The sequence below is a fragment of the Nioella sediminis genome, from assembly GCF_001879695.1.
Lineage (GTDB): Bacteria > Pseudomonadota > Alphaproteobacteria > Rhodobacterales > Rhodobacteraceae > Nioella > Nioella sediminis.
Window position 1 is genome coordinate 31,854 of record NZ_MNBL01000032.1, and the last position, 26,978, is coordinate 58,831.

At 62.8% G+C, this 26,978-nt stretch carries 27 protein-coding genes; 19 read left to right on the forward strand and 8 right to left on the reverse strand.

Features of this window, described 5'->3' with window-relative positions; all coding sequences use genetic code 11:
- Positions 1–31: 31 nt before the first annotated feature.
- The gene (locus BKY26_RS03845) at positions 32–721 is read left to right on the forward strand and encodes a GntR family transcriptional regulator (protein WP_071689082.1); all 690 of its coding nucleotides are present in this window, start codon (positions 32–34) and stop codon (positions 719–721) included.
- A 54-nt stretch (positions 722–775) separates the two neighbouring features.
- On the opposite strand, the gene BKY26_RS03850 is transcribed toward BKY26_RS03845, so the two are convergent.
- Positions 776–1,378 carry a DUF1523 family protein gene (locus BKY26_RS03850; protein ID WP_071689083.1) on the reverse strand — a complete coding sequence of 201 codons (603 nt, stop codon included), beginning with the start codon at positions 1,376–1,378 and terminating at the stop codon, positions 776–778.
- Positions 1,379–1,489: 111 nt separating this feature from the next.
- Between BKY26_RS03850 and BKY26_RS03855 the strand changes: the two genes are divergently transcribed.
- From BKY26_RS03855 to BKY26_RS03875, 6 genes are all read left to right on the forward strand, one after another.
- Complete coding sequence (locus tag BKY26_RS03855) at positions 1,490–2,779, forward strand: acetylornithine deacetylase/succinyl-diaminopimelate desuccinylase family protein (RefSeq protein WP_071689084.1); 1,290 nt, start codon at positions 1,490–1,492, stop codon at positions 2,777–2,779.
- Between the two features lie 209 nt (positions 2,780–2,988).
- On the forward strand, positions 2,989–3,144 hold the full coding sequence (locus tag BKY26_RS20160) for a hypothetical protein (protein ID WP_158514296.1): 156 nt from the start codon (positions 2,989–2,991) through the stop codon (positions 3,142–3,144).
- 764 nt (positions 3,145–3,908) lie between these two features.
- The gene (locus BKY26_RS03860) at positions 3,909–4,712 is read left to right on the forward strand and encodes a transporter substrate-binding domain-containing protein (protein ID WP_071689147.1); all 804 of its coding nucleotides are present in this window, start codon (positions 3,909–3,911) and stop codon (positions 4,710–4,712) included.
- 7 nt (positions 4,713–4,719) lie between these two features.
- Positions 4,720–5,520: an amino acid ABC transporter permease gene (locus BKY26_RS03865; RefSeq protein ID WP_083431310.1), complete on the forward strand. Its 801-nt coding sequence runs from the start codon at positions 4,720–4,722 to the stop codon at positions 5,518–5,520.
- Complete coding sequence (locus BKY26_RS03870) at positions 5,507–6,154, forward strand: glutathione S-transferase family protein (RefSeq protein WP_071689085.1); 648 nt, start codon at positions 5,507–5,509, stop codon at positions 6,152–6,154. Before BKY26_RS03865 ends, BKY26_RS03870 begins: the two co-directional genes overlap by 14 nt.
- On the forward strand, positions 6,151–6,897 hold the full coding sequence (locus BKY26_RS03875; RefSeq protein ID WP_071689086.1) for a creatininase family protein: 747 nt from the start codon (positions 6,151–6,153) through the stop codon (positions 6,895–6,897). The genes BKY26_RS03870 and BKY26_RS03875 overlap by 4 nt, the downstream gene beginning before the upstream one ends.
- A gap of 75 nt (positions 6,898–6,972) precedes the next feature.
- Here the strand turns inward: BKY26_RS03875 and BKY26_RS03880 are convergent, their stop codons facing one another.
- The 4 genes from BKY26_RS03880 to BKY26_RS03895 are packed head-to-tail and all read right to left on the reverse strand — an operon-like array spanning position 6,973 to position 11,303.
- On the reverse strand, positions 6,973–8,091 hold the full coding sequence (locus BKY26_RS03880) for a Gfo/Idh/MocA family protein (RefSeq protein ID WP_071689087.1): 1,119 nt from the start codon (positions 8,089–8,091) through the stop codon (positions 6,973–6,975).
- Positions 8,084–9,052 (reverse strand): hydroxyacid dehydrogenase, encoded by a 969-nt coding sequence (locus tag BKY26_RS03885; RefSeq protein WP_071689088.1) that lies wholly within the window; start codon positions 9,050–9,052, stop codon positions 8,084–8,086. The genes BKY26_RS03880 and BKY26_RS03885 overlap by 8 nt, the downstream gene beginning before the upstream one ends.
- Positions 9,052–9,861: an HpcH/HpaI aldolase family protein gene (locus tag BKY26_RS03890; protein WP_071689089.1), complete on the reverse strand. Its 810-nt coding sequence runs from the start codon at positions 9,859–9,861 to the stop codon at positions 9,052–9,054. The genes BKY26_RS03885 and BKY26_RS03890 overlap by 1 nt, the downstream gene beginning before the upstream one ends.
- Positions 9,862–9,872: 11 nt before the next feature.
- Positions 9,873–11,303, reverse strand: a complete 1,431-nt coding sequence (locus BKY26_RS03895; protein WP_071689090.1) for an NAD-dependent succinate-semialdehyde dehydrogenase — start codon at positions 11,301–11,303, stop codon at positions 9,873–9,875.
- A gap of 349 nt (positions 11,304–11,652) precedes the next feature.
- On the opposite strand from BKY26_RS03895, the gene BKY26_RS03900 reads away from it, so the two are divergent.
- Complete coding sequence (locus BKY26_RS03900; RefSeq protein WP_071689091.1) at positions 11,653–13,806, forward strand: esterase-like activity of phytase family protein; 2,154 nt, start codon at positions 11,653–11,655, stop codon at positions 13,804–13,806.
- Positions 13,807–13,972: 166 nt separating this feature from the next.
- Positions 13,973–14,971 carry an NAD(P)-dependent alcohol dehydrogenase gene (locus BKY26_RS03905; RefSeq protein ID WP_071689092.1) on the forward strand — a complete coding sequence of 333 codons (999 nt, stop codon included), beginning with the start codon at positions 13,973–13,975 and terminating at the stop codon, positions 14,969–14,971.
- Positions 14,972–15,033: 62 nt separating this feature from the next.
- On the opposite strand, the gene BKY26_RS03910 is transcribed toward BKY26_RS03905, so the two are convergent.
- From BKY26_RS03910 to BKY26_RS03920, 3 genes are all read right to left on the reverse strand, one after another.
- Positions 15,034–15,942 carry a DMT family transporter gene (locus BKY26_RS03910; protein ID WP_071689093.1) on the reverse strand — a complete coding sequence of 303 codons (909 nt, stop codon included), beginning with the start codon at positions 15,940–15,942 and terminating at the stop codon, positions 15,034–15,036.
- Between the two features lie 62 nt (positions 15,943–16,004).
- Positions 16,005–17,474 carry an ABC transporter substrate-binding protein gene (locus BKY26_RS03915; protein WP_071689094.1) on the reverse strand — a complete coding sequence of 490 codons (1,470 nt, stop codon included), beginning with the start codon at positions 17,472–17,474 and terminating at the stop codon, positions 16,005–16,007.
- Between the two features lie 323 nt (positions 17,475–17,797).
- Positions 17,798–18,865, reverse strand: a complete 1,068-nt coding sequence (locus BKY26_RS03920) for a GlxA family transcriptional regulator (protein WP_211267982.1) — start codon at positions 18,863–18,865, stop codon at positions 17,798–17,800.
- Between the two features lie 135 nt (positions 18,866–19,000).
- Between BKY26_RS03920 and BKY26_RS03925 the strand changes: the two genes are divergently transcribed.
- The 10 genes from BKY26_RS03925 to BKY26_RS03970 all read left to right on the forward strand — a co-directional run bounded on the left by BKY26_RS03925 (position 19,001) and on the right by BKY26_RS03970 (position 26,659).
- Positions 19,001–19,876 carry a substrate-binding periplasmic protein gene (locus BKY26_RS03925; protein ID WP_211267983.1) on the forward strand — a complete coding sequence of 292 codons (876 nt, stop codon included), beginning with the start codon at positions 19,001–19,003 and terminating at the stop codon, positions 19,874–19,876.
- A gap of 68 nt (positions 19,877–19,944) precedes the next feature.
- A complete protein-coding gene (locus BKY26_RS03930) occupies positions 19,945–20,703 on the forward strand; it encodes an amino acid ABC transporter ATP-binding protein (protein WP_071689096.1) in 759 nt (252 codons plus the stop codon).
- Between the two features lie 4 nt (positions 20,704–20,707).
- Positions 20,708–21,364 carry an amino acid ABC transporter permease gene (locus tag BKY26_RS03935; protein WP_071689097.1) on the forward strand — a complete coding sequence of 219 codons (657 nt, stop codon included), beginning with the start codon at positions 20,708–20,710 and terminating at the stop codon, positions 21,362–21,364.
- Positions 21,357–22,028, forward strand: coding sequence for an amino acid ABC transporter permease (locus tag BKY26_RS03940; protein ID WP_071689098.1), 672 nt, complete (start codon positions 21,357–21,359; stop codon positions 22,026–22,028). The genes BKY26_RS03935 and BKY26_RS03940 overlap by 8 nt, the downstream gene beginning before the upstream one ends.
- 1 nt (position 22,029) lies before the next feature.
- Entirely contained in the window at positions 22,030–22,740 is a 711-nt protein-coding gene (locus BKY26_RS03945) for a gamma-glutamyl-gamma-aminobutyrate hydrolase family protein (RefSeq protein WP_071689099.1), read from the forward strand.
- Positions 22,741–23,093: 353 nt separating this feature from the next.
- Positions 23,094–24,293, forward strand: a complete 1,200-nt coding sequence (locus BKY26_RS03950; protein ID WP_227434915.1) for a tyrosine-type recombinase/integrase — start codon at positions 23,094–23,096, stop codon at positions 24,291–24,293.
- Positions 24,290–25,258, forward strand: a complete 969-nt coding sequence (locus BKY26_RS19955) for a hypothetical protein (RefSeq protein WP_131541762.1) — start codon at positions 24,290–24,292, stop codon at positions 25,256–25,258. Before BKY26_RS03950 ends, BKY26_RS19955 begins: the two co-directional genes overlap by 4 nt.
- Positions 25,259–25,387: 129 nt before the next feature.
- Positions 25,388–25,573, forward strand: a complete 186-nt coding sequence (locus tag BKY26_RS03960) for a helix-turn-helix transcriptional regulator (protein WP_071689102.1) — start codon at positions 25,388–25,390, stop codon at positions 25,571–25,573.
- Positions 25,574–25,672: 99 nt separating this feature from the next.
- On the forward strand, positions 25,673–25,966 hold the full coding sequence (locus BKY26_RS03965; protein ID WP_071689103.1) for a hypothetical protein: 294 nt from the start codon (positions 25,673–25,675) through the stop codon (positions 25,964–25,966).
- Positions 25,967–26,125: 159 nt separating this feature from the next.
- Positions 26,126–26,659 (forward strand): helix-turn-helix domain-containing protein, encoded by a 534-nt coding sequence (locus BKY26_RS03970; RefSeq protein WP_071689104.1) that lies wholly within the window; start codon positions 26,126–26,128, stop codon positions 26,657–26,659.
- Positions 26,660–26,978 lie beyond the last annotated feature (319 nt).

Sequence of the window (26,978 nt, forward strand, 5' to 3'; positions counted from 1 at the left end):
AGATCCTCTACAAGAAAGACCGGAGACGACCATGGCCCGCGTGCCCCTCTACAAACAAGCCGAGACCGAACTGTTGCGCCGGATCACATCCGGTGAATGGCCCGCCGGCATGCGCCTCGGGAATGAGTTTGAACTGGCCGAGGAATTCGGCGTCAGCCAGGGCACGATGCGCCGCGCGCTGATGTCGGTCGAGGCCATGGGCCATCTCAGCCGCAAACCGGGGCGCGGCACCGTGGTGGCAGACCCCGAACCGGCAATGCCGTCTGCCCCGCCGGACCTGCGCCGCCTGTTCCTGCCGGATGCGACCCCCCTGCCGCTTGAGCCGTTTCGCGCCCGGCTGGACTTGCGTGACCCGGTTGACGCGGAGCGGGAATTCTTCTCGGGCCGGGTACAGGCGCTTGGTCGAACGCTCAAATCCAGTGGAGAGCGGATCGCATTGGAAATGATCCTGATTGATGCCGGGCTGGTGCCCACGATGGACGAGGATCAGCCGGTGGAGTTCCTCCCCCTCCTCCACGCGCTCGACCTGCCAACGGCAACACTGGAGGACCGGCTGCATGCCGAGGTCACCAGCATGGGCGACTCCGTCGCGCTGGCCTGCGACCGTCATACCGGGCTTCTCTGCCTGACCCGCATTGCAAGGGACAGTGCCGCCAGGGTGCTGGCCGTGCAGTTCCTGCGCATCATGGAACCGGCCAGCTACAGGACGCTGCCTTCCTGAAGCTGCACGCGCGGCCCATTCAAACGCCTGCCCGAGCCGGGATGATAGAGGCCTTCAGCGCCCCGAGACGCGGTCCTTCAGCTTGGCCCACCGGACCAGAACCCAATCGACCGTTGGATCGATCACGCGGTCCTCGAACCGTTCCCAGAGCCGCCAGAGGAAGAACAAGAACGCGGCCAGCAGAACGAGGATCACGATATTGAGCCACGGGAAGACGCTGGCGTCGGGACCGTCCACCGCGCGGATCGCGACCGCATTGGGATAGATCGACAGCGCCGGCATGCGCCAGCCGTAATGGGTGATCATCACCCATTGCGGATTGGCCGAGGTGCTGGTCAGATCCGCTGCCTCCGCGTGCAGGTTGGAACTGTCGAGCTTGAAATAGGGTGGCCAGCCAAAGCCGGTGTCCTCGTTCCGATAGACGCTGACATCGCCATCGGGCTGGGTCGTGTTGATCAGCCGAAGATCGCGGTTGGTGCCGTCGGTGTTTCCGGTGTCCGAGCGGGCATAGAACATCCGGTTCCAGCCAGAGAGGTCCGCCCGGATGATCTCGGTCCCCGTGATCCGCACGATGTCGCGGCCGGGCAGCGTGTAGTGCAGGAACCCGCCAATGAAGAGCGCGATCAGCAGCAGGACAATCCAGCGAACCCATCTCATATCGGTCAAATCCTTCCCGTCGAATGGCCTTTCCCTATCCTGTCAGATGGGGAGCGCCAAGCCAAATGCGAGGGCTTGCGGCATGATGGCCTTGGGCGCAAAGTGCAGCCCATGAGAGATGATCCCAGCCTAGACCGCCTGTTTGCAGAGATTGCCGCCCGCGAGGCGGAGCTGATTGCCCTGACGCAAGACGTTGTGCGCATCCCCACGCTGAACCCGCCGGGGCTGCACTACCACGATATCTGCGATTTCCTCGGCGACCGGCTGCGGCGCAAGGGGTTTCACGTCGACATGATCCGCGCCCGTGGGGCACCCGCCGACAGCGAGAAATATCAGCGCTGGAACATGGTGGCGCGCCATCAGGGGGCGGGTGGCACCGGCGAGTGTGTGCATTTCAACAGCCATCATGACGTGGTCGAAGTGGGCCATGGCTGGACGACGGACCCGTTCGGCGGCGAGCTGAAGGACGGGCGCATCTACGGGCGCGGCACTTGCGACATGAAGGGCGGGCTGGCGGCGTCGGTGATTGCGGCGGAGGCGTTCATCGCGGCTTTCCCCGACTATTCCGGCGCTATCGAGATCAGCGCCACGGCCGACGAGGAATCGGGCGGCTATGGCGGCGTGGCCTATCTGGCGGAGCATGGCTGGTTCTCGCCCGAAAAGGTCCAGCATGTGATCATCCCCGAACCCTTGAACAAGGACCGCATCTGCCTAGGCCATCGCGGTGTCTGGTGGGCCGAAATCGAGACCAAGGGGCGCATCGCCCATGGGTCCATGCCCTTCCTCGGTGACAGCGCCATCCGCCATATGGGCGCGGTGCTGGAGGAGATGGAACGCACGCTTTACCCATTGCTGGCGGGCAAGCGCACGGAGATGCCAGTGGTGCCGGAAGGGGCCAAGCAATCCACGCTCAATGTGAACTCGATCCATGGGGGCGAACCGGAGCAGGACGCGGATTACACCGGCCTGCCCGCGCCCTGCGTCGCCGATCGCTGCCGCATCGTCATCGACCGGCGCTTCCTGATCGAGGAGGATCTGACCGAGGTAAAGGCGGAGGTCAGCCGGATGCTGGAAGGGATCAAGGCCAGTCGCCCGAATTTCGAATATGACATCCGCGATCTGTTCGAGGTGATCCCATCGATGACGGACGAGGATGCACCGGTCGTGAAAACCGTGCAGGCCGCCATTGAAAAGGTACTGCACAAACAGGCGGAATTCGTGGTGTCCCCGGGCACCTATGACCAGAAGCATATCGACCGGATCGGCAAGCTGAAGAACTGCATTGCCTATGGGCCGGGCATTCTCGACCTCGCGCATCAGCCTGATGAATGGGTTGGGGTGCAGGACATGATGGACAGCGCCAAGGTGATGGCCCTGACCTTGCGGGAACTGCTGACCTGAGAGGGCGCCCCATGCCGATGCCTTTGCCCCGTCAGCCCCCTGCCGGGCTTCCCCTTCAGTTCACGATGGCGCGCAGAACCCCGGATCATTTGAGCATCAAACCATTGCAGGCAGGGCAATCCGGGGTTGCGGATTCAACTGTGGTGAAAAATCAGGCAGACGCGTAGGGGCGCGGGCTGAACCTCCCTTCTTTCCGAAAGACAGTCTCCATGCCCAACACGCCCCACAATCTGCACGCCTTCAGCTTTCTCATGGCTGCATTCGATCTGCGCGATCTGTTTCCCGGCACCCGCCGCCGGTCCGCGTCGGAGCCTGCTCCGCACTGGATCGATTTCCTGCATCCGGCTTCGAAAACCAAGAACTGATCCGCGCCCAAACACTCACGGATGAAATGCCCGCACCGCGCTATTTTGCGCGGTGCGGGCATGTCCAGGGATTTGCCGCTCCGGGTTGGTCCCGCACCGGCGCGGCATGGCCGGAAACGCGCCGTGACCTCCATGACATCGCGCGGAAAAGCATCGCCATCCGAACCCAGGCCCTTTGATAGCGATAATCAACTCTGCCAGAGGTTCGGTTCGGGCCGACAGGTCAGGCATTCCGTGTCGGCATTCATTCGACCAAGATCACGCCACAGCTCCAGCAAAGCGTTCCGACCCCGCCGAAGGCAAGACGGGCGGGATTGGCAGTTCGTCACGGGCTGTCCACCCTGATCACAATTTCGAACTCGCTGACATTTTTCTTGACGCGATATTGCATCACCTGCAAGCATGTTAAACACCACGCAACGCACCTAGGGGTCGGAACATGGCGACGCGTCACCGTAGCGCTGGATTTGTGCATGGCCCCGCCGCCTTGCGCAGGCTTTTCAAAGGCTGCAGCACCGCAACCTTTCCCACCGGGAATATCGCCCTATGATGTATTCTCGGGACCATCGGGCGAACCTGACTTCTGAATTCCTGAAACACTGGGGGGCTGTCCGACCCCGACACGACCGGAATGATTCGAGATCACCGGTCAGACACACGGAAAGCCTGCCCCGGCCACGTCTTCCGGTGCGGGATCAAGGCCGCTCTTGGGCGTGTTGCCACAGGGCTTCGTTACCAACACACAACAACAGGGGATGACAATCATGAACAGAAGGGATGTTTTCGTTGCTGCCGCGCTTGGAACCGGGGGGGTGATGCTGGCCAGCACCACGCCAGCCGAGGCCCATATCGCGGAATCGCGCCTTGAGCGCATTCTCAGCAGCGGCACCTTGCGGGTCGGCACCACCGGGGACTTCAACCCGATGTCCTTCCGCGACCCGGCCACCAACAGCCGCGCGGGCTATGACATCGAGGCGATGACGCAGCTTGCCGCCGACCTCGGGGTCGAGATCGAATGGGTGGTCGCCGAATGGGCCACGATCACCGCGGGTATCGCCGCCGACCGCTATGACATCTTCTCGGGCGCGTCGGTCAATGTTTCCCGCGCGCGCGTTGCGGCGTTCTCGGTGCCCTATACCGAGGCGGGGACAGTGCCACTGTCGCTGGCCGGAAATGCAGGCCGCTTCGAAACCTGGGAATCGATCAACCAGGCCGGTGTGCGGGTTGCGGTGTCCATGGGCACCGTGTTCGAGGAACAGGCCCGCGCCCATTTCCCCGATGCCGACATCCAGGGGGTGCAGTCGCCCGCAACCGGTTTCCAGGAGGTTCTGTCGGGCCGTGCCGACGTTACCATCACATCGAATGTCGAGGGCGGGACGCTCGTGTCCCGCTTCCCGGAGTTGCGCATTCTCGTGCCAGGCTCCGAGATGCGCAACCGCAGGCCCTTCGCCTACGTCGTGGCGCAGGACGATCAGGTCTGGCTGAACTTCGTCAACACCTGGGTCACGCTGAAACGGACCGAGGGCTTCTTCGACGGGCTCAATCGCCGGTGGCTTGGCCAGAGCTGAGCAAGACATGACCAAAGCTTCTTTCGAAGCCCGGGGGCGCTGGCGGCTGCCAGCGCTCCTTGCGGTTGCGGTGCTGGTTCTTGCCGGCTGCTCGGGCTCCGGTTCGGGCGGGGGCTATACGTTCGCCTGGTATATCCTGTCGCCTGCCGACGGGCGGGGGCAAGCCAACCTCTCGTTCCTGCTTATGGGGTTCTGGGCGACGATCTCGATCTCGACCCTGGCAATGATGATCTCGCTGGCCATCGGGCTCCTGGTGGCACTGATGGGCATATCGAAGCGCCGGTGGGTGCATCGCCTGAGCCGGGTTTATGTGGAATTCTTCCGCTCGATCCCGCTGCTGGTCATGATCCTGTGGGTCTATTACGGCCTGCCATCGCTGACCGGCATCCAGTTCGGGGTCTTCATCACGGGCCTGATCTGTCTTGCGATTTCGGACAGCGCCTTCACCTCGGAAATCTTCCGCTCGGGCCTGCAATCCATCAAGGTCGGGCAGGGCGAAGCGGCGCGCAGTCTCGGCCTGTCACCATGGCAGACGATGCGGCTGGTGATCCTTCCGCAGGTGATCCGCGCGGTTCTGCCCGCGCTCGGCAACCAGTATGTCTACATCCTCAAGATGTCGTCGCTGGTGTCGGTGATCGGCTTCCAGGAACTGACGCGCCGCGCGAACGAGCTGACGCTGACGGAATTCCGCCCGCTGGAAATCTACAGTTTCCTCGTGCTGGAATACCTGATCCTGATCCTGCTGGTGTCCTGGGGCGTGCGGGTGATGGAACGACGGATGGGAACCGGGGTTCATGGCCGGGGTTGAACGCATCCTCTACGGCCTTCCGATCAGCGTCTACAGCTGCAAACTGCGGCTGGCGCTGGCCCTGAAGGGGGTCGTTCTGCCGGAAACGCCGCCGCCGGGCGGCTATGCCAGCGCCACTTACAGGGCAATCGTGCCACAAGGGACGATTCCGGCGCTGGTGGAAGGCGATTTCGTGCTGACCGAGTCTGACGCTATCGTCGAATACCTGGATGAGACCGGCATCGGGCGCCCTCTGCTGCCCGCCGAACCACGCGCAAGGGCACGCGCCCGCGCCCTCTCGCGGCTGGTCGATACGCGGCTGGAACCGGCGGTGCGCGCGTTGTTCCCGCTGGTCGGGGCCGGACAGCCCGTGCCGGAAGTCGCGCGCGATGCGATCCTGCGCCCGCTGGAAATTCTGGAGAAGCTTGCCGGGGATGGGCCGTACCTTTCCGGCCTCTCCACACCCGGCCTGCCCGATTGCGGAATCTGGGCCGTGGGCACGGTTCTGGAAACACTGGACGAGGTTCTTGGGCTCCACCTGCCCCTGCCCGCGCTGATCCGGGCGGGCGACGGGGTGCCAGCCACGGCGACCCATCTTGCCACCTACCGGGCCGTGCTTGCCGATTGGGCCGCACAGAAGGCGGGGGCCGCATGAACCTGCAGGAAATGAGCTGGGAAGAGGTCGGCACCTATCTTGAAACCCGCGACGACGTGGTGCTGCCCGTTGGCTCCACCGAACAGCACGGGCCGATCGGGCTGATCGGCACGGACGCGCTCTGCGCCACCGCCGTGGCCGAGGGCGCGGCGGCGTTTTCGGGCACGATCATGCTGCCGCCGGTGGCCTACACGCCCGCACCGTTCAACATGGCCTTCCCCGGCACGATCTCGGTCTCGGAAGCGACCTTTTCGGCCCTTCTGTCCGACATCATCGCCTCGCTCGCCACCCAAGGCTTTCGGCGGCTCTACGTTCTGAACGGACACGGCGCCAACCTGGCCCCGATGCGCGCACTGGCCGAAACCGCGCCCCTGGCGATGCGAATCCGCTCGTGGTGGGACTACCCCGAAACGAATGCCCTGAGGCAAAGCCTCTACGGCGACTGGGAAGGCATGCACGCCACCCCGTCCGAGATCGCGATCACCCAGGCCCGGCACCGCCGCATCGACCGCGCGCCCCTGCCCGCACCAAGGGCGCTCGACGCCGCTTTCCGCGCCGCCCATGCAGGAGACCGTCACGGACCACCGGAAGACCACCGGGCCGAATTTCCTTGCGGGCGGGTCGGGTCATGGTCGGAGCTGGCCAGGCCCGAACACGGCGCCGACCTGCTGGCCCTGGCGATCCGGGAAGCCGCCGCAGACATGCAGGATTTCGCGCGGCTGGCCGGACCGGACACCGGGTAGCCTCTGCACGGGCTTCATCTCCGCGCACGGGGCGCGGGGGGAATGGCGCAGCCTCGGCTTCCTCGACAGGCCGGATCAGACCGCTTTCCAGCCCCCATCGGCAGAGGATGCGAGGATCGTTTCCACCAGATGCTGAATACGAGTCCCGGCATCGAATCCGAAGGGTTCCGGCTGTTGACCGGCAATTGCCCCGACATAGCCTGCGATTTCGATGGCCTTGAGATCGTTGAACCCGATCTGATGGCCCGGCGCGACGCAGAAAAGCCCATACGGGTCATGCTCCGGCCCGGCTTCGATCTTGCGAAACCCGCGCCGACCGGGGGCATCCTCGGTAGAATAGAAATGCAGCTCGTTCAACCGCTCCTGGCTGAGGATGAGAGCCCCTTTGGAGCCGTAAACCTCGAAGTCATGCTGCATCTTGCGGCCCGTGGCGATCCAGTTGGCCTCGATGGCCCCGGACGCGCCGTTTTCAAAGCGCAGGAAGGCGCGGGAGGCGTCATCGACCAGCACTGGCGCAGCGGTCCCGTTGCGATCGGGACGGCTGTCGATGGCCGTCACGCAATCGCCCATCACGCGGGTGATCGGCCCAAGCAGATATTCCGCCGTGGCCAAAGCGTGGCTTCCCAGATCGGCCAGCACACCGCCGCCTGCCGGATCGGTGCGGAAGGAATGGGGCGCGTTGGCATCGGTCATGTAGTCCTCTGCGTGGATGCCGCGATAGCTGCGGATCTCTCCCAACTCGCCCGCCTCTATCATCTGCTTGGCCAGCCCCATCATCGGGTTGCACAGGTAGTTGAACCCGACCTGCGTCACGACCCCGGCGGCCTTGGCGGCGGTGGCCATTTCGCGGGCATCAGCCGAAAGCGGTGCAAGCGGCTTTTCGCAATAGACGTGCTTGCCCGCCGCAATCGCCGCCAGCGCCATTTCCTTGTGCAGCGCATTGGGGGCGGTGATGTCGATCACGTCGATCTCGGGATCGGTCAGCAACTCGCGCCAATCGGTGGTCCATCCATCGAACCCGAAGCGTTTGGCGGCCTTCGCGGCGGCCTCCTCGGTCACGTCAGCAACCTTGTGCAACGACAGGCCAAAGGGCAGGTCAAAGACCTTCTCTGCCGTCGCATAGCCAAGCGCATGGGCCTGTCCCATGAAGCCGGTGCCAATCAGGCCCACCCGGAGTGTCTTGCGGTCAGACATCAATCACCTCTGCATTGATGATAAGGCTTCGCTCGATGGTTCCATCAAGGAACCCGAGCGCGTTTTCAAGGGATGCCAGCGCCATACGCTCGCTGGCCTCTGCCGTCAGCCCCGCCACATGGGGCGTCAGGAGGGCGGTGTCGCAGGCTGAAAGCGGCATGTCGGCGCCGGGCGGTTCCGCCTCGAACACATCAACGCCCGCACCGCCGACTTGGCCGCTGGCCAGAGCGTCTGCCAGCGCGGCCTCGTCGATCACACCGCCCCGCGCGGTGTTGGCGATGATCACGCCGGGTTTGCAGCGCTTCAGTTCCTCCGCGCCCAGGATCGGCCGGTCGCTCTTCGGGATATGGACCGAGATGCAGTCGGCCCATGGCAATCCCTCGTGCAGCGAAACGGGGCGCACCGGGCCATCGGGCCAGCCCATGCGTTCCAGATAGGGGTCATGGGCGCGGACCTGCATGTCGAACCCCGCCGCCATCTTCGCCAGCTTGCGGCCTGACCGGCCATAGCCCACGATCAGCAGGGTCTTGCCCGAGATCTCCTGTTGCTCCAGCCGGTTGCGCCAGCCCCATTGGGCCGGGTCGCGCACAGCGCGATCTGCCCTGAGCACCCGTTTCGAGGCCGCCAGCAGGAACATCATCGCCTGTTCCGCGACCGAGGTGGAATTGACATCGCCTACGATGGTCAGGGCAATACCGCGGTCGTTCAACGCCTTCAGGTCCACGGCGTCATAGCCCACCCCGTGGCGCGATACGACCTTAAGGTTCGGGGCCTTGGTGATTGTGTCCGCCGTCAGGGGCTGTGTGCGCAGAACCATGGCGTCTGCCGTTGCGACATAGGGCAGGTAGGCCTCTTCCGAGATCTCCTCCACATAGTCCACCTCGATTCCCTCGGCGCGCAAATCGGCAATCCGGGCTTCGCCCGCCGGGTGCAGTTTGCCAGCAACCAGAAGACGGGGCATCAGTAGGTGCCTCCGGTGTCGGTGGACTTGGCGTCCTGCCCCACCCGGTCCCGCCATGCGGTAACCGACGCGGCGGCGGCACCAGCCAACAGGCGGGAATCGCCCGATACGGTGGTCAGGGAATAACCCATCCCGATCATCCGCGCGGCATAGTCCGGCGTTCCGCAATGGATGCAGGCGCGGATACCATTGGCGCGACAGGTGTCGGCGATACGCTGGATCAGTTCCAGCATCTCGGGTTCTTCGCGGTCGAAGCCCGGTGGCAGGCGTCCTTGCTGCGTGCCAAGGGTCAGATCGGCAGGGCCGACATAGATGCCATCCAGACCCGGCGTCGCGGCGATTGCCTCAAGGTTCTCCATACCCTCTGCGGTTTCGATCATCGCCAGCGCCAGCACCTCGTCATTGGCGGCCACGCCATAGCCCGGCATCGCCACGGCGGCGCGGGTGGGGCCGAAACTGCGTTGCCCAAGGGGCGGATAGCGCATGTAGCTGACGAACTCGGCGGCCTCGTCAGCGGTGTTGATCATCGGGCAGATGATGCCCATGGCCCCCGCATCGAGCGCCTTCATGATCGCGGCAGGGTCGAGCCACGGCACCCGCGCCATCAGGGTCGCCCCCGACGCCTTCATCGCCTGCAACATCGGCAGGGCTGCGGCATAGTCCAGCGCGCCGTGCTGCATGTCGATGGTCACGCTGTCATAACCTTGCGCGGCCATGATCTCTGCCGTGAAGGGATTGCCGATGGAACACCAGCCATTCAGCGCCGGCTGGCCCGCATCCCACAGGGCCTTGAGCTTGTTCTTCTGCATGATGTCCCCCTTCAGAACACGATCTGTGCCAGCTTGGTATCGAGGTAATCCTCGATCCCCTCGCTGCCGCCTTCCCGCCCGATGCCCGAGAAGTTGGTGCCGCCGAACGGCGCTTCGGATGCCGCAAGGGCAAAGCTGTTGATCCCCACCATGCCCGATTTCAACGCCCGCGTCGTGCGCCTTGCACGAGAGGGGCAGCGGGTGAACGCATAGGCCGACAAGCCCATGGGCGAGGCATTGGCGCGGGCCAGAACCATATCCTCGTCGGTGAACCGGGTAATCGCGGCAATGGGGCCGAAGTTCTCCCCCTCGAAAACACGCATGTCATCGGCGACATTGCTCAGCACAGTGGGTTCATAGAAATGCCCCGCATTGAAGCCGGATGCCCGCTGCCCACCCGTTTCCAGCGTCGCGCCAGCGGCCACCGCCTCCTGTACGATGACGTCAATCTCCTCCAGTCGCCCCGCATTGATCAGCGGCCCCATTTCGGTGTCCGGGTCCAGCCCGTCGCCGAGCCGGATCGCAGCGGCGCGACGGGCGAATTCGGCGACGAAAGTGTCATGCAGGCTGTCATGGACAAAGAAACGGTCCGGCGTGACACAGACCTGCCCGGCATTGGCGAACTTGGCGGGCACGGTCATATCAAGCGCCATATCAAGATCAGCATCGTCATAAATGATCAAGGGCGCATTGCCGCCCAGTTCCATCGACACCTTCTTCACCGTGGCTGCCGCATCGCGGATCATCTGCTGGCCCACGCGGGTGGACCCTGTCAGGGACACCTTGCGCACCCGGGGATCGGCCATGATCGGGCCATAGGTGTTTGCCGTCGTGCCCACCACGAGGTTCACCGCCCCGTCCGGCAACCCGCCCGCACGAATACAGTCGACCATCACCATCGCCACGCCCGGTGTCTGGGACGAGGGCCGCAGAACCACGGGGCAACCGGCGGCCAGCGCCGGGGCCAGTTTGCGGGCGGGCAGGCTCGCGGGGAAGTTCCATGCGGTGAAAGCCCCGACGATGCCGACCGGTTCGCGCGTGACCTCGAACCGACCACCGGGCACGCGGCTTTCCACAACGCGCCCGTAGATGCGCCGCGCCTCTTCGGCGTACCAGCGGAACTGATCGACCGAGAGCACCCATTCACGGCCTGCTTGCGCGATCGGCTTGCCGGTCTCGGCAGAGATCATCCGTGCCGCTTCATCCGCCCGCGCGGCCATTTCGTCAGCGATCCGGTGCAATGCGTCGGCTCGGGCAAAGCCGCCCATCTCGACAAGAGCAGGCAGCGCCTTTGCAGCGGCATCTATCGCGGCAACCGTGTCTTCGGGGCGGGCAGTCGGGACGGCGCCAAGGGATTTCCCGGTGACCGGGGACTCCACTTCGGCCCGCTGGTCCGATCCGCGCCATGCCCCGCCCACGAACTGGCCAAATCCTTCATACATAGCGTTTTCCTCTTTGCCCGACCCGTTTGAGAGGCCCGATAAACAAACACGGGTCGATCCCGTGCCACCCGAAGCCATGTCAGCGCAATACCCTTCGAATCCCTATATTGCAATAAATTATTCGCACATATTACATTTTGCAATATCTGTTGCATTCTGTGCATGGCCGCTTGCCGCAACGCCTCTCACGCCCTGCCAGAACATGCTCATCACGGTGCTCTTCCGAAAGGCGACGCGCCACCCCTGTGACCCTGCCGCGAGGCAGGGTTTCACAAGCCTTTCATGCTGACGTGATCCTGGTGTCACATGTCTGCGGCACGGGGAGATGTCCAACCGCTGGAGACAACACATGACCTATCGCACCGTTCTGCTTGGCACCGCCGCCGTCCTGATGGCTGGCCCCGCACTGGCAGATATGAACTTCAATCGCATCGCTTCGTTTGCCGTGGCGCAAAACACGCCGGATGCAGAGGAATCCTCGTCCGAGATCATTGCCGCCACCGCCGATGGCATGACGCTGGTCTATACCGACAGCCCCGCCGAAGTCCTTGGCTTCATCGACATCACCGACCCCGCCGCACCCGTTGCCGCCGGTGTGGTCGCTCTGGACGGAGAGCCGACCTCGGTCAGCGTCATCGGTCAGACCGCCTATGTCGGGGTCAACACCTCGGCCGACTACGTCAACACGTCGGGCCACCTGCTGGCGCTGGATGTCGATAGCCGCACCGCCCTGGGCGATTGCGACCTTGGCGGTCAGCCCGACAGCGTCGCCGCCGCACCTGACGCAAGCTTCATCGCCGTTGCCATCGAGAACGAGCGCGACGAGGATCTGGGCGACGGCCGCACCGGCCAGATGCCCGCAGGCTACGTCGCCATTGTACCACTGACCGATGGCGTCATGGATTGCGACGCGATGATCACGGCTGACATCACCGGTCTGGCCGAGGTCTCGCCGGAAGACCCGGAGCCCGAATTCGTCTCGATCAACGGCGAAAACGAGATCGTCGTGACCCTTCAGGAAAACAATCACATCGTGGTTCTCAACGCGGCTGGCGAGGTGCTGAGCCACTTCTCGGCCGGGGCGGTGGACCTCGAAGGCATCGACACCGTGGACGAACGCGCCGCGCTGGTCTTCGACGGCAGCCAGCCCGGTCGCCCGCGCGAACCCGATGCGGTGACCTGGATCGACGACAGCCACTTCGCCACCGCCAATGAAGGTGACATGGATGGCGGATCGCGCGGCTGGACGATCTTCCATCAGGACGGCACGGTCGTTCACGAATCCGGGGCCTCCTTCGAACATGCGATCGTCCAGATCGGCCATTATCCCGACCGCCGGTCCGACGCCAAGGGCGTAGAGCCGGAATCGGTGACCTTCGGGGTATTCGGCGGCACACCCTATGTCTTCGTGGGGGCCGAGCGGGCCAGCGTTGTGGGTGTCTATGACGTGACCGACCCGGCCAATCCGGTTCTGGATCAACTCCTTCCCTCGGGCATCGGGCCGGAAGGCTACGTGGTGATCCCCGAGCGCGGGCTGCTGATTTCGGCCAATGAGGTCGACGGGCTGGAAGACGGTGCGGCGCGCAGCCATGTCATGATCTACGAATACCAGGACGCACCGGCGGCCTACCCGCATCTGACTAGCGCCGGCATGGACGAGCTGACGGGATGGGGTGCGATTTCCGGTACGGTGGCCGATCCGGAAACCGGCCTGATCTACGCGGTCAATGACAGCTTCTACGGCTTCCAGCCGACGATCTTCGTCATTGATCCGTCGACGGAGGGCCCCTCGCAGATCATCGACACGATCCCGGTCACCCGCGGTGGCCGCCCGGCCCAGATGCTGGACCTGGAAGGCATCACGCTGGACGGTGAAGGCGGCTTTTGGGTGGCCTCGGAAGGGCGCACCGACCGGATGATCCCGCACGGGATCTACCACATCAGCGCCGATGGCGAGATCGAGCAGTCGATCCCGCTGCCCGCGGAACTGCTGGCCGTGGAACGCCGTTTCGGCTTCGAGGGCATCACCATGGTGGGCGACACCCTGTGGATGGCCGTGCAGCGCGAATGGGGCGACGATCCGGAAAACCACGTCAAGCTGGTGGCCTACAACACCGTTACCGGCGACTGGGGCGCGGTGCGCTACGAGCTGACCGATCCCGAAACCGGTTGGGTCGGCCTGTCAGAGATCGTGGCCCACGGCGACTATGTCTACCTGATCGAGCGCGACAACCAGATCGGCGCCAATGCGGTGACCAAGCAGATCACCCGCGTGGCACTGGCGGACATGGTACCCGCACCGCTTGGCGGCGATCTGCCGGTGGTGGAGCATGAGGTGGTCCTGGACCTGATCCCCTATCTGACCTCGACCGGCGGCTATGTGCTGGACAAGGTCGAGGGGCTGGCGATCATGCCCGATGGCACGATGTGGGTGTCGACCGACAATGACGGCGTCGACGATCACTCGGGCGAGACCATGTTCTTCGCCATCCCGCCGATGTAAGCTCATTTAATCAGGCGTGGCCCCCGGCGGAGCGATCCGGCGGGGGCTTTTTCATGATGATTTTCACCCTCATGCAATAATGCATGGTTCGATTGCATATTCTCTCAATTCACGCATGATGGCCATTGGTCTATCCCCGCCTCAACAGAGATGAAGGAGACCGAAAATGAAAGCGATGGTTTATCACCGATATGGCGGCCCCGAGGTTGTGGGACCGTTCGAAATGCCTCGGCCGGAAGCGGCGGAGGGCGAGGTTCTGGTCCGCGTTACGGCGGCCGGAATCACCACGGCGGACTGGCGGTTGCGCGCCTCGGCCTTTCCCGGTGGTCTGTGGCTGCCGGGGCGGCTGATGACCGGGCTTTTCCGCCCGAGCAAACCGGTTCTGGGCGGGGATTTCGCCGGTGTGGTCGACGCCGTCGGCACGGGCGTGACCCGCTTCAAACCCGGTGACCGGGTGTTCGGGTTCAGCGGCTTCGGGGCGCATGCGGAATATATGACGATGTCGGCAGAAGGCGCGATTGCCACCGTTCCCGGCGGCCTGTCGGACCAAGAGGCCGCTGCACTGCCCTTCGGGGCACTGTGCGCGCTGGAGTTCTTGCGAGACGTGGCCGATGTGCAGCCGGGTCAGCGGGTGCTGGTCGTTGGAGCTTCGGGCGGGGTTGGCGGCTACGCGGTGCAGATCGCCCGGTGGCTGGGGGCCGAGGTCACGGGCGTCGCCAGCGGCGAGAACCTATCCTATGTCCGGGCGCTTGGCGCTGAAGAGACCGTGGACTACCAGACAGAGGATGTCAGTCAGCGTGATACGATGTTCGACGTGGTTTTCGATACTGTCGGTGCAATGGACTTTCGGTCGGCCAAGCGCATCCTTGCGCCAAACGGGCTGTTTCTGCCGCTGAACTTCGGACTGGGCGATGTGCCTCGCGCGATGTGGTCCGGTCTGGGGCGAGGGCCCCGGATGAAACTGCATGTCAACGGCGACAGCCGGGACGGAGTGCAGATGCTTTCAAGCCTGGTGGTCGAGGGGCATCTGAAGCCGCTGATCGACCGGGTATATCCGTTTGATCGGATCCGCGACGGCTATCTCCATGTGGAAGGGCGCCACCGGCGCGGGGCGGTGGTTCTGGATATCGCCGATGAGGATGACAGCGCACCAGTGGCCATCTGAGCGGGGGAAGGATCTTGCAAGATCCTTGGAAATTCCTTGCAAGGAATTTGGTCCCGCCCGGATCAGGTCTGTCGCGCCATGCGACGTTCCCGCCAGAGGATCATCAACCCGCCAGCGATGATCAGGATGGCCCCTGGAAACAGGTCTGAAAACGGGCTTTCCCCGAAGAACAGCCAGCCAAGAACGAAGGCCGTGGGAATGCCCAGATAGGCGAAGGGGGCAAGGTTTCCGGGTTCGGTCATGCGGTAGGCCACCACCATGCTCAGCACCGCCGACCCGCCGCAGAGCCCCATCAGCAGGATCCAGCCCATATCGGCCACAGACGCGGGCGCGGTGAATCCGCCAAGCGCCATGGCAAGCGCAAAGGCCCCGATTGCAGAGACTGACGAGGACCACAGGTTGATCAGCGGGCTTGGCACGTCTTCGTCCATCATCCGAGAGGATACGCCGGCGAAAGCATAGAGCGCGGCAGCGATGAGGGGCAGCAGCGCCTCCCATGTGAAGCTGTCGCGCCCCGGCCCCATCACCATCACCACTCCGGCAAACCCCACAAGCGCGGCAGACCAGCGGAAAAGGCCCACCCGCTCGCCCAACAGGGGCACGGAATAGACGAGGATGAACAAAGCGTTGGAATAGGAGATCGTGGCCGCCGTGGCGAAAGCCAGCCGCCCGAGCGCAAGATAGAAGCAGAACTGCGCGACGGTCACCGCGAGTCCCCGAATGACCGGAATCTGCCATTGCCTGAGGCGCAGCTTGCGCCCTCCTGCGTGCCAGTTCCGTGTCGACCACAGCGCGATGCTGGCCGGGATCAGACCGAACAGATTGCGCCATGCCGACAGCTCTGCCGCGCCATAGGTGCTGGACAAGTGCTTGATGATCAGTCCCATCAGGTCGAACAGCAGTATCGCCAGCAGGCTGAACAGCACGCCGGGCAGCACCTTGTTCACGCGGGTGGTCTGGGGAGATGTCATCGGGGCAATCGTTGCAAAGAAAAACCCCCGCCTCGCGGCGGGGGCTGTCTGCGGGGCAGACCTTAGTCGGTCCAGCGGACCCCGGTCAGGTCGATGGCCTGGGTGGGCGAGTTTTCCCACAGCCCCTCGATATCGGCATTGGCGACACCGGTCTTGGCCAGCTGGAACAGGTAGCCGTTCACGTAGTCCTCGGCGATGATCCGCTGTGCCTGCTGCAGCAGGGCAGATCGGCCCGCCGGGTCGGTGGTGGCGTTGAGTTCCTCCATGACCGCATTGAACGCGTCCGAGGCATACTGGAAGTAGTAGTCCTCGCGCCCGTAAATGCCGATATCCATCGGCTCGGTATGGCTGACGATGGTCAGGTCGAAGTCATGACCGCGGAACACCTGTTCCAGCCACTGTGCCCATTCGAGATTGGTGATCTCAACATCCAGCCCCACATCGCGCAGCTGCGCGGCGACGATCTCGCCCCCGCGACGCGCATAGGAGGGCGGCGGCAGCATCAGGCGCAGGGTGATGCCCTCGGCCCCGGCCTCGGCCAGCAGTTCGCGGGCGCGGTCGGGGTTGTACTCCGACATGCCGGTCAGATCGACATAGTCGGGGTTATGCGGCGCGAAATGGGTGCCGATGGGGGTGCCATAGCCGAACATGGCGCCGTCGATAATGTCCTGCCGGTTGATCGCATGGGCAATGGCCTGACGGACGCGCACGTCGGACAGGTGATCGGCCATGTTGTTGGTGGACAGGATCGTTTCGCCCTCGGTCGAGCCGACGATGACGTTGAACCGTGGATCAGCGTCGAACTGGGCCAGCGTTTCGGGGCTTGGGAAGACCGGGAAGGCATCCACATCGCCCGCCATCATCGCCGCGAAGGCGGCGTTCGGGTCGGAGATGAAGCGGAAGGTCGCGGCCTCCAGCGCCACCGGGTCACCCCAATAATCCTCGTTGCGGACCAGTTCCACCCGGTCGCCCTGCACCCATTCGCTAAAGCGGAAGGGGCCGGTGCCCACGGGGTTGGTGGCGTTCGTGTCGGCGCTTTCGGGCGCAACCATCACCGCATCGCCCCAGGCCATGTTGAACAGGAAACTGCCATTGGGGGCCGACAGAGTCACCACAAGCGTCGTGTCATCCGCCGCCTCGGCACTGTCGATCCCGGCAAAGAGCCCGCCTTGCGCATTGGTGGACCCTTCCGCGCGGGCACGGTCGAGGCTGAACACGGCATCCTCGGCGGTGAAGCTGGTGCCGTCATGGAACATCACGCCATCACGCAGGTGGAACGTATAGGTCAGACCGTCCTCGGAAATGTCCCAGCTTTCGGCAAGGCCGGGAATGACCGACCCATCAGAGGCGAAGCGGGTCAGGCCTTCGAAGATATTGGCATAGGTCACCTCGTCAATCGCGGCAGCGGCGCCAGAGGTCGGGTCCAGATTGGGCGGCTCCAGCTGCATGCCGATCGTGATATCGGTCGTGGTGGCAAAGGCGGCGGTGCTGCCCAGAACCAGCGCAAGCGCCGTGGATTGCAGGATACGCATGTGAATTCTCCCTGTCTTGGCCGGTCGCGTGCCGGTCCTCGTGCCCATGAAAGGGCCAAGTGCGCGCATAATCAAGCGAGTCGACGGTTAATTTTCATGCATACCCGCCGCTACAAAGCCAAAATTCCGCGCCGCAGCGCAATATGCCGCACCGCAAAAGGCGTCGCATGACCAGAGGCAAAGGCACCGATGACTCCGCAAGGCCAATTCTGACCAGACACAGTTGCGCAACGGACCATACGCCTCGTTCCGCATCAGAATCCCGCCACGCCATCAGCGCAGCGGTCCCGCTTGGACTGATGTCTACCGGAGCGACGGCAAAGTCAGAGATCCAGCCGACCCGCTCGGATCTGGCTCGGCGTTGCGTTCAGGCGGCGGGCGCAATGCCCCGACAGGCTTGCAGCGCTTGAAAAGCCTGCCGCATAGGCGATGGCGGTCACCGATCTGGCACTGTTGCGCAGCATCCAGACCGCGGCCCTAAGCTTCATGTCGATCATGTAGGACTTGGGCGACATGCCGACCTGTGCCTTGAACAGACGCAGGAAATGCCGCTCCGTCAGGCCAAGTGACGCGGCGATCTGGCCGATCCGGGGGGTTTCGGTCGCGCGTTGGTCCAGCATCACAAGCGCCTTCTGCACCCTTGGATCCGTGGCCTCGATATGACGCGACAGGCCCACGCGTTGCAGTTCCCCAAGCCCCGTGCCTTCTGTCAGGGACAACTGGTGTACCGCCTTTGCGGCCCTGTCCGGCCCGAAATGATCGCGGATGAGCCGGGTCATGAATGACAGGATCGAGATGCCGCCGGGGATCGTTACGATGCCCTCTTCCCCTTCGTAATCGGATCGGGTCGTTGCCCGGTGATTGGGGAAATGCAGCTTGAAATCCGCCTCGTGATAGGGGTGGATGCAGGCAATCTGCCGGTCGAGCAGCTTTTCCTGCGCAAGGATGAAGCTGCCGGTACAGACCCCGGCGATGGTGCGGCCAACCCTATGGGCCGCGTGGATGTAGCGCCGATGTGCCGCCGGGGCAGCATCGATGTCCTTCAGCAGCCCGCCCACTACGAAGAGAATGTCAAACTCTCCGGGGTGAACATAGTCGTGGGTCGTGCCCACCTCGATCCCGCAGCTCGCACGGATGCGAGCGCCGGGCGGCCCGAGGATGTGCCACCGGACGTAACGCTGCTGCGAATGATCGCCGTAATCGCCCGCATGGCGCAGGCTTTCGACGATGCCCGTCAGCGACATCATCGGGAAGGTCGGCCAGAGCAGAATCCCAACCGTGAGCGACACGGACCGGCTGTCGGATCGGTCCAGCCGCGCATCCCAGATCCTGTCCAGCCAGTCGACATAGGACAGGTCGGAGGCGGGGCTTGGCGGGTGATCTGGGATCAAGGGCACCTCTCGGAGTCTGTTTTCCTAACATAATGTCCGATTTCCGAAAGACCATCCCGAAAACACACCTCTACCAAGAAGGCACCGGACACGGGGCGCACCAGCGATCCGGGTCGCTCAACAAGGGAGACTGATATGTTCAAGAGGCGTAATTTCATTGCCGGTGCCGCTGTGGTCGCGGCAATGGCAGCTGCGGGGCCGACCCTGGCGCAATCGGAAGCCTTCGACCTGGTCGAAGACGGGCACATGACGGTGGCGTTCACCGGCGACATGCCGGGCTCGGGCTGGCAGGATGGCCGCCTGATCGGCTATGACGGCGAAATCATGCAGCGCATCAGCGAACGGCTGGGGCTGGAGGTCGCGCCGGCGCTCATGGAGTGGTCTGGCACCATCGCATCGGTGCAGGCGGGCCGCGTCGACGTGATGCTCGGCACCATGGGCTGGACCGAGCAGCGCACCCAAATCATGACGCTGTCGGAGCCGATCCACTACTTCCGCAATGGCATCATGCAGTCTGTCGATACCGACTGGGACAGCCTCGCCGACCTGGAAGGGCGCACCGTGGGCACCATCACCGGCTTTTCCTTCGTGCCCGAACTGCGCGCGATCCCGGGGCTGGAGCTGAACCTCTACGACACGTCCGATGCGGCGGTGCGCGACCTGCTGGCAGGCCGGATCGAAGCGGTCATCGGCGATCCGCCGGTGATCGGCTACGCGATCAGCCAGAACCCCGATTGGGGCATGCAGTTCCTCGCCTTCACCGACAACAACCCCGATTTCCCGCTGCTGACCGGGCTCGGCCAGACGGTGTTCGGCTTCAACCAGGCGGATGACGACCTGCGCCAGGCAGTGGACGAGATCATTCTTGAAATGTGGTCCAGCTGCGAGATGGCCGAGATCGGCGCGCGCTACGGGCTTGTCGGTGATGTCTGGTACAGCGCCAACGGCGAGAATTTCCGTGCGGGCGTTGACCGCCCCGAGGATTACGCCCTGCCCGAGTGCTCCAGCTGATCCCATCGGACCGAGACCTTCGGGGCGGCCCCGTGCCGCCCCGGATACCCGGTGAAAGGAAGCCTTCCATGTCAAACCCAATCCTGTCCGTCAGCGGGCTTCACAAGTCCTACGGTGCTGTCGAAGTGCTCAAAGGCATCGATTTCGAGGTGTCTCCGGGCGAAAAGATCGCGCTGCTTGGCCCGTCTGGGTCGGGCAAGTCGACCTGCCTGCGCTGCGTGAACTTCCTGGAAACGCCCACGCGGGGGGAAATCCTGCTGGACGGGGAACGTGTAGGCGTCGGGTCGGGCGGACGCGCGATGAACAACCGGGATCTCGCGCCGCAGCGGGCGCAGATGGGCATGGTGTTTCAGGGCTTCAATCTCTGGCCGCATCTGAGCGTACGGGACAATATCGCCATCGCGGTGCGCAAGGTCCAGAAATCCAGCGCCGCCGAGGCGCGCGACCTGGCCGAGGCGATGCTGGCCAAGGTGCACATGGCCGAAAAGGCCGACGCGATGCCCGGTCAGCTTTCAGGTGGCCAGCAACAGCGCGTCGCCATCGCCCGTGCATTGGCGCAGCGGCCGAAACTGATGCTCTTCGATGAGCCGACCTCGGCGCTCGACCCCGAGCTAGTTGGCGAGGTGCTGAACGTCATGCACGAACTGGCCGACGAAGGCCGGACGATGCTGATCGTCACACATGAGATCGCCTTTGCCCGCGACGTCGCTGACCGGGTGCTGTTCCTCTACGATGGCGTGATCGAAGAGGAAGGCCCGGCGCGCCAGGTCATCGAAACCCCGCAGAAGGACCGCACCAAGGCGTTCCTGAGCCGCATGAACGGCTGATCCCATGGACTTCCTGACCTCGACCATTCTGCCCGGCTTGCTGACCGGGGCGACGGTGACGATCACTGTGACGCTGGCCTCGCTCGCCATTGCCGCGACGCTCGGTTTCCTGCTGGCGCTTGTGCGTGAGTTTTCCGGCTTGCGCCTGCTGAACTTCGCGATCGACGCCTATGTGGAATATCTGCGCAACATCCCGGCGCTGAGTCACCTCTTCATCCTCTATTTCGGGCTGGCCTCCATCGGCTTTGCGATCACCTCGATCCCCGCCGCGATCATCGGCCTGGGGTTGGTCGGTTCGGCCGTGACCTGCGATATCTACCGCTCCGGCTTTTCCGCGCTTGGAAAGGGTCAAAGCGAGGCGGCCCTGGCCGTGGGCATGACGCCGATGCAGGTGATCTGGCTGATCCTGTCGCCGCAGGCCTTCCGGGTCGCGTTGCCGCCACTTGGCAACTACGCGCTGCAACTGCTCAAGGACACGTCCGTCGTGTCGGCCATCGCCGCGCCCGAGATCATGTTCTACGCCCGCTCGATGGTGACATCGACCTTCCAGACGACGCTGATCTATTCCTCGGCGGCGCTGATCTACCTCGCCATGAGCCTACCGCTGGCCTGGGGCGTGACCCGGCTTGAAAAACGGTTTGGAGGCGCGACCGATGTTTGAATTCCTCTCCGTCTTTGTTCAATACGCGGACCAATGGGGCCCCCGCCTGGCAGAGGCCGCCGTTGTCTCCGCCCGGATTTCGCTGCTCGGCTTCGCCCTCGCGGCGGTGGTAGGGCTGGTCCTGGCGCTTATGCAGGACACGTCCAGCGCGCTGTTGCGCGGAGTGGCGAAGGGCTACGTGATCTTCTTTCGCGGTGTGCCGGTGCTGGCGATCCTGTTCCTGATCTATTTCGGCCTGCCCGGCATCGGGGTGGTGTTCGATGCGGAACCGGCGGCGATCGTCGGGCTTGGCCTGGCCTTCGCGGCACAGATGGCCGAAGTGTACCGTGCCGGGCTGTCCGCCATTCCCAAGGGCCAGTGGGAGGCCGCGCGGAGCGTCGGCTTCCTGCCCGGGCAGGTGCTGTTCCTGATCATCCTGCCACAGGTGGCGCGCATCGTTGCCGCGCCGGTGATCGTCACTTTCGTGGCGCTGCTGAAGGACAGCTCGCTCGCCTCGCTGATCACGGTGAACGAGCTTGTTCTGGAAGGCCGCGCGCTGGCGACGGAGTATTTCCTGCCGCTTCACATCTACATCTGGGTCGGCGTGATGTATTTCATCATTGCCTTCCCGCTGTCGATGCTTGCCAAGCTGCTGTCGCGGCGGGCCAGGTTAGGCACGCGCTGAGATGCCCGGTGTTCAACATCCCCCCCTGATCGGTGTGACCGTCGATCACCATGACGCAGAGCCTCCGAGCGAAGCCACCTACACGGTACGCCGAAACTATGTCGATGCGCTGAATGAGGCCGGGGCGGCCGCGGTCCTGTTGCCCTTCGACCGGGCTGCGGTGCCCCGCTACGCCGAACTCTGCGACGGGCTGCTCGTCACCGGGTCAATTCCGGGGCATCCCGGATCCACCGAACGGCAGATGTTCGACAAGGCGATGATCCGGGCTGTGATGGACCGGGAACGACCAGTGCTGGGAATCTGCAACGGCTTGCAGATGATGGGGCTGGTGCTTGGCGGTCGGGTGGTCGATGTCGCCGCGGGCCCGCACGGCCCCGATCACGCGGGCGACTGCATCGCCGAACGGCTGGTCCATGGCATTCGGATCGCGGATGACGGACTTTTGCACCGGATCGGAATGTCGGTCGGGGACAAACACGGACATTCCGTCAACAGCCTGCACAGGCAGGCACTGGACAGAAGCGGCGCATACACGGTCAGCGCCGAGGCCGACGACAAGGGAGTCGAAGCCATCGAGCTGCCCGGCCACCCCTTCGCCCTTGGCGTCCAGTGGCACCCGGAATACCGCTTGACCGCATTGGACCGCGCAATCCTCGCTGCATTCGTCGCCGCCTGCCGCCCCGCGCGGGCGTCGACGCTGCACCCGGATTGAAAGTGACGCTGATACGCCGGGTGGGCTGACCTGCGGAGCCGAAGCGCGAAAACAGAAGGTTCGCCCGCGTGTCACCAGCCATGGTATCGTGGCCATCCTTGCCCCCACTGCACCGGGGCGCGGATCTCGGGCTTCCCGAAAACCAGTATCGTTTTATGTCAGCAGGTTAGCCGTGAAGTGGCGGAGACGAAGTCTGCCTCTGCCATTTCCAGCATGTTCCGAAAAGGTCTCGAAACCGTCTATTTTCCCCTATTTTACAAGACCATTAGTTCCAGAAGGTTCCTTCACATTCCTGATTGTTCCTGCTATAAGTGGGGGGACAAATGGGGGAACATATGGCCCGTGACACCGGAATGAGACGACCCGAGAAAGCCCTGACAGCGCAAGAGGTCAGAACGGCAAGCGAACCTGGCAAGTATTTCGACGGGCATGGCCTCTACCTTCTCGTGAAATCGAACGGCGCACGGTCATGGGTGCAGCGCATCGTCATTCGCGGCAAGCGGCGGGAAATGGGGCTTGGCAGCGCATCGCTTGTGTCGCTCAAGGAAGCTCGTGAACAAGCCATTGCCAACCGCAAGCTGGCGCGCGCTGGGGGCGACCCGATCCAAGCCAAGCGCGAGTCTGAGGCCGTGCTGACCTTCGAGGAAGCCGCCCGCAAGGTGCATGAGTTGCACCGGCCTACATGGCGCAATCCCAAACACGCGGCGCAATTCCTCTCTACGCTTGAAACCTACGCCTTCCCCCACATCGGGCGCATCAAGGCGGCAGACGTGAACACGGCAGACGTATTGCGGGTTCTCTCACCGATCTGGACCGAGAAGCCCGAAACCGCGCGCCGCGTTCGTCAACGGATCGGCACCGTGATGAAATGGGCTGTCGCGCAAGGCTGGCGGCAGGACAACCCGGCAGAGGCCATAGACCGCGCCCTGCCCAAGACAGAGCGTGTGAAGGCCCACAGGAAGGCCCTGCCCTATCAGGACGTGCCAGCTTGCCTTGAGGCCGTGCAAGCGTCCAAGGCCGGGGAAATCACCAAGCTGGCGTTTGAGTTTCTCGTGCTCACCGCGACCCGATCCGGGGAAACCCGCAATGCAGTTTGGGATGAAATCGACATGAAGGCTGGTGTGTGGACCATTCCGGCCCAGCGCATGAAGGCGAAGAAGGAACACCGCATCCCGCTTTCCGCCCGCGCGATAGAAATCCTTGAGGCCGTGAAAGCACTAGGCGACGGATCTGAGCTTGTGTTTCCCGGCACGAAACTCGGAAGGCCCTTATCTGACATGACCCTTTCCAAGTTGGTGAAAGAGTTGGGCTTCGACGTAGATATTCACGGGTTCCGCACGTCTTTCAGAACATGGACGCAGGAGCGAACAACCTATCCGCGCGAGGTGGCAGAGGCAGCCCTAGCGCACAGCATCAAGGACAAGGCAGAGGCGGCTTATGCCCGGTCGGACGTTTTTGAGAAGCGACGGAAGATGATGGGGGCTTGGGCGCAGTGTCTCAATGGAGTGTCTGCAAGTGAAAGTAACTTGGTGAGATTAGGTGCAAATTCATGAACAACGGAGAAAAGAACCGGAAAACTATTGTCCAAAATGTTCACGTAAATCATTGGACCCGCGACTCTCTCGGATTCCCAAAAGTTGCCTTTGAAGGCCAAGAGCAGCCCGCAGAAGTATGGGCTGTTCATTTCACCGTACGTGAGGGCATGTTGCCCGAGAAATCGTTCTTCGAGCTTTTTTTAACTGAGGAGGAAGCCAATCAAAAAGCTGACGCTTTTCCAGCTGGTTCAGAGTACGAAGAAGTTTCGCGGCAATGGCTCAAGACCCAAGGAGAGGACTTTTTTCGCAAGATTATCGACACGGGAGGCATGTTTCTCGGAGCGGGTGACGAGGACCTATACCTCCCTTGGAAAGTGCTTGTTGACGGAGGAATCACTGCCCCCAATGGGGTTCATGTTTCGCAGAAAGTTTTAGATCGCCTTGGACAAGAACGCATTGAAGGGCTGAAGAACCGCTTTGGAGATAATTGGGAAGCAGCAGCAGAATTTGAGTATTGCTGGCTAGAAACGCACCATTCATCGGCAGTTTGCATAGCTGCTGAATGCCGCTATCACTACTTCATTTCCGGGAATGAGTTTGCGGCAGGTTACCTGCTGCGTGACTTAGAAGTGCTGGTTCACGGTGTCGAAAAAGAGGCGTCAAAGGCCATTCAAATGCGGCAAAATGCAGGAAAAGCGGGCAGCGCGCAATCATCCAAGTCTCGTGAGGCTCGCAGATCAGCTCTTGTCGCAGCGATGGAAGATGTTGCAGCACGAAATCCAGACATTGCGAAGCTTGGTGAAGCTGCGTTGACTGGTCTAGCTTTGAATCAAAGCGTTAAAGCTGAACCCAAACTTTGGCGACAAGGAAAAGGGCAAGCATCGGAATATGTGGGGGAAGTCAGACGAGGCGAGGCTGGCGGCGAAATGCAAGCTCGCTATCGTGCAATCTTTGGCCACAAACCGCCTAAGCAGTTCCCGTAAAATGGGCTGCCGCCCAAGCATGTTTCCCAGAAACTGAAACCGCATAAGCAGCTGATTTTGAGCGTTAACTTGCTCCATGTCGTGCGGCATTCTTCCAGCATGTTCCAACAAGCATGAGGAATAGCCGAAATGGCAGAAAAACTATACCGCCGCACTTCGGTGGAATGCATTACGGGCCTGAGCCGCAGCAGCATCTATCAACAAATGAATGACAAGTCGTTCCCCCGCCCCATCCGCATCGGACGCCGCGCCGTTGCATGGCGCGAGAGCGACATTGAAGCTTGGCTCGCAGCTCGCCCCATCGCCACCACCTAAGAAGAAACCCCGCCACTAGGGACGAGGGTTTCAGTCAAATTCACAAACATAGACTAGCCTTCCGCTCCCTCTGGTGCAACGCCAAGAGGCACTCAAGACATGACCACACATCAACGCTGGTTCTCAAACCCGACCCAGATCTATTGGACCTGCAAAGCCTTGATCGAAGGCAGGACCATTTCGCACAAAACGGAAATCCGAGAGGTGAAGGGCTGGCGGCTCGCCGCTATCGTCCATCGCCTCAAGGACAGCTTCAACTGGCCTATTGTGACCGAATTTCGCGGGCCTGATAGCATTGCCCACTATCGTCTCTCCCCCGGCACCGATCCGTCGCGCCTGAAATTCCCCCCCAGCGCCAAGCAACTCCTGGATGAAGTCATGGGGCGGGAATGACTCGCTACAGAATGAAGCCACATCAAGGGCAATGGTGGCTTTACGCAATGAAGCCCGCTCACAGCGCGCAGGAGGCGGCACAGCTCGCCCTATGCACTTGCGGCAACCCAATCACCCTGCGACGCGTTCTGCGTGCCCTACAGCACCTAGAGGCCCATAATGGGTAAGCGGGACAGCAAAGGAAACCCGATCAAGGGCAAGCAAGAGCATTTCACAAAGCTCATTCGCGCAACAATGGAGACGCCCGCTTGGCGGGCGCTCCCCCCCACAGCGCAGGTTCTCTACATCTGGCTCAAGCTCGAATGGAGGGGGCCGAACGCGAACAACAACGGCAAGCTACGCCTCAGCGTCCGGCAAGCGGCAGACCGCATGGGGGTCATGCGAGATACGGCTGCACGGGCTTTTCACGAGCTACAGGCCAAGGGCTTCATTGTGATGACCGAGCGGGCATGTCTTGGGATCGAAGGCGCGGCAAGGTCGCCTGCCTTTGAGATAACCGAATTGCCCCTGCCCCACGGACAAGGACGCGCGGGCCGAAAGCTTTTCTGGGATTGGCGACCGGGACAGGACTTCCCGGTCATGCGCGCTGGGGCGAACAATCCAGAAGGCAGGAATGGCAAAGCAAAACCCTGTCATGAAAATCAGGACGGCACCGTCATAAAAATCAGGACGAAAGGCAAAGGAGCGTCATGAAAACCATGACAGCACGTCATGAAAATCAGGACGGATTGGCCGGTTTAGGAGCGGCGACCGTCATTAAAACCATGACATCCTTATCTTACCATCCATACAGGGGACGAACAGTTGATCGACTACCTTCTGAGCTTGGGCGTTAGTGACGTATGCGATGGGTGGCCCGGAACGGCCCCGTATGCGGGAACGCAACTGGCCCATGCGGTCATCGGTGGCACGGGGGCGTTTGCTCCCCTGACTTTGCGTCTGGTGGCACTGTCAGTCTGGATTGGCAAAGAGATATTCGCGGACATTGGCGGGTGCGGGCTGTCGGGGTGGG

Excerpts from the sequence above, each read along its gene's own strand:
- BKY26_RS03885 (WP_071689088.1), bottom strand. The coding sequence starts at position 9,052 with ATGCCCCGTCTTCTGGTTGCTGGCAAACTGCACCCGGCGGGCGAAGCC.
- BKY26_RS03925 (WP_211267983.1), top strand. The coding sequence starts at position 19,001 with ATGTTCAAGAGGCGTAATTTCATTGCCGGTGCCGCTGTGGTCGCGGCA.
- BKY26_RS03895 (WP_071689090.1), bottom strand. The coding sequence starts at position 11,303 with ATGTATGAAGGATTTGGCCAGTTCGTGGGCGGGGCATGGCGCGGATCG.
- BKY26_RS03845 (WP_071689082.1), top strand. The coding sequence starts at position 32 with ATGGCCCGCGTGCCCCTCTACAAACAAGCCGAGACCGAACTGTTGCGC.
- BKY26_RS03900 (WP_071689091.1), top strand. The coding sequence starts at position 11,653 with ATGACCTATCGCACCGTTCTGCTTGGCACCGCCGCCGTCCTGATGGCT.
- BKY26_RS03880 (WP_071689087.1), bottom strand. The coding sequence starts at position 8,091 with ATGTCTGACCGCAAGACACTCCGGGTGGGCCTGATTGGCACCGGCTTC.
- BKY26_RS03890 (WP_071689089.1), bottom strand. The coding sequence starts at position 9,861 with ATGCAGAAGAACAAGCTCAAGGCCCTGTGGGATGCGGGCCAGCCGGCG.
- BKY26_RS03915 (WP_071689094.1), bottom strand. The coding sequence starts at position 17,474 with ATGCGTATCCTGCAATCCACGGCGCTTGCGCTGGTTCTGGGCAGCACC.
- BKY26_RS03860 (WP_071689147.1), top strand. The coding sequence starts at position 3,909 with ATGAACAGAAGGGATGTTTTCGTTGCTGCCGCGCTTGGAACCGGGGGG.
- BKY26_RS03965 (WP_071689103.1), top strand. The coding sequence starts at position 25,673 with ATGACCACACATCAACGCTGGTTCTCAAACCCGACCCAGATCTATTGG.
- BKY26_RS03870 (WP_071689085.1), top strand. The coding sequence starts at position 5,507 with ATGGCCGGGGTTGAACGCATCCTCTACGGCCTTCCGATCAGCGTCTAC.
- BKY26_RS03940 (WP_071689098.1), top strand. The coding sequence starts at position 21,357 with ATGTTTGAATTCCTCTCCGTCTTTGTTCAATACGCGGACCAATGGGGC.
- BKY26_RS03875 (WP_071689086.1), top strand. The coding sequence starts at position 6,151 with ATGAACCTGCAGGAAATGAGCTGGGAAGAGGTCGGCACCTATCTTGAA.
- BKY26_RS03865 (WP_083431310.1), top strand. The coding sequence starts at position 4,720 with ATGACCAAAGCTTCTTTCGAAGCCCGGGGGCGCTGGCGGCTGCCAGCG.
- BKY26_RS03970 (WP_071689104.1), top strand. The coding sequence starts at position 26,126 with ATGGGTAAGCGGGACAGCAAAGGAAACCCGATCAAGGGCAAGCAAGAG.
- BKY26_RS03935 (WP_071689097.1), top strand. The coding sequence starts at position 20,708 with ATGGACTTCCTGACCTCGACCATTCTGCCCGGCTTGCTGACCGGGGCG.
- BKY26_RS03855 (WP_071689084.1), top strand. The coding sequence starts at position 1,490 with ATGAGAGATGATCCCAGCCTAGACCGCCTGTTTGCAGAGATTGCCGCC.
- BKY26_RS03950 (WP_227434915.1), top strand. The coding sequence starts at position 23,094 with ATGAGACGACCCGAGAAAGCCCTGACAGCGCAAGAGGTCAGAACGGCA.
- BKY26_RS03850 (WP_071689083.1), bottom strand. The coding sequence starts at position 1,378 with ATGAGATGGGTTCGCTGGATTGTCCTGCTGCTGATCGCGCTCTTCATT.
- BKY26_RS03960 (WP_071689102.1), top strand. The coding sequence starts at position 25,388 with ATGGCAGAAAAACTATACCGCCGCACTTCGGTGGAATGCATTACGGGC.
- BKY26_RS03930 (WP_071689096.1), top strand. The coding sequence starts at position 19,945 with ATGTCAAACCCAATCCTGTCCGTCAGCGGGCTTCACAAGTCCTACGGT.
- BKY26_RS19955 (WP_131541762.1), top strand. The coding sequence starts at position 24,290 with ATGAACAACGGAGAAAAGAACCGGAAAACTATTGTCCAAAATGTTCAC.
- BKY26_RS03945 (WP_071689099.1), top strand. The coding sequence starts at position 22,030 with ATGCCCGGTGTTCAACATCCCCCCCTGATCGGTGTGACCGTCGATCAC.
- BKY26_RS03910 (WP_071689093.1), bottom strand. The coding sequence starts at position 15,942 with ATGACATCTCCCCAGACCACCCGCGTGAACAAGGTGCTGCCCGGCGTG.
- BKY26_RS20160 (WP_158514296.1), top strand. The coding sequence starts at position 2,989 with ATGCCCAACACGCCCCACAATCTGCACGCCTTCAGCTTTCTCATGGCT.
- BKY26_RS03905 (WP_071689092.1), top strand. The coding sequence starts at position 13,973 with ATGAAAGCGATGGTTTATCACCGATATGGCGGCCCCGAGGTTGTGGGA.